Source organism: Bradyrhizobium sp. Crot121, from assembly GCF_059512385.1.
On the sequence record NZ_JCAMOR010000362.1, the window covers coordinates 1 to 461 of the forward strand.

Below are 461 nucleotides of genomic sequence, written 5' to 3' on the forward strand. Positions count from 1 at the left end.
GACTTCGTTGTCTGCCGCAATAGGACTCTGGCGTGTTCAAGCCGTGTCCGTTGGTACTGTCGGTGGATCGTAGTGCCGAGATGGCGCGCGAACAGACGTTCAAGCTGTCGCAAGGACACACCTGCGAACTTGGCCAGTTCGCGCGGCGACAGGGGCGTTTCGATCTCCCCTTCCATCCGCAATAGCGTTTGAATCAGTTTGGGATGATGGACTCCGAATCGTTCCGTGGGCGATAGTCGCTGAGCGACTTCGCCACGGCGCACTTCCGTCTGAAGAAACCAGTCGCTGACAGCCGAGGCTAGCGCCGCGCCGTGATCGATGCGGATGATGGCGTGCATCATGTCCAACGCAGCGATACCACCGGCACAAGTGAAGCGATCACGGTCGATCTCGAACAATGAGCGGCTGAGGTGCAAGAACGGAAACGTCTCGGTAAAGGCTGGGATATGCTCCCAATGCAC

At 58.4% G+C, this 461-nt stretch carries 1 protein-coding gene; it reads right to left on the bottom strand.

The window, feature by feature from the left end:
• Positions 1 to 461 (bottom strand): GlxA family transcriptional regulator (locus AC5ZGW_RS46980; RefSeq protein WP_496114251.1); only part of this gene is annotated, 461 nt, incomplete at both ends.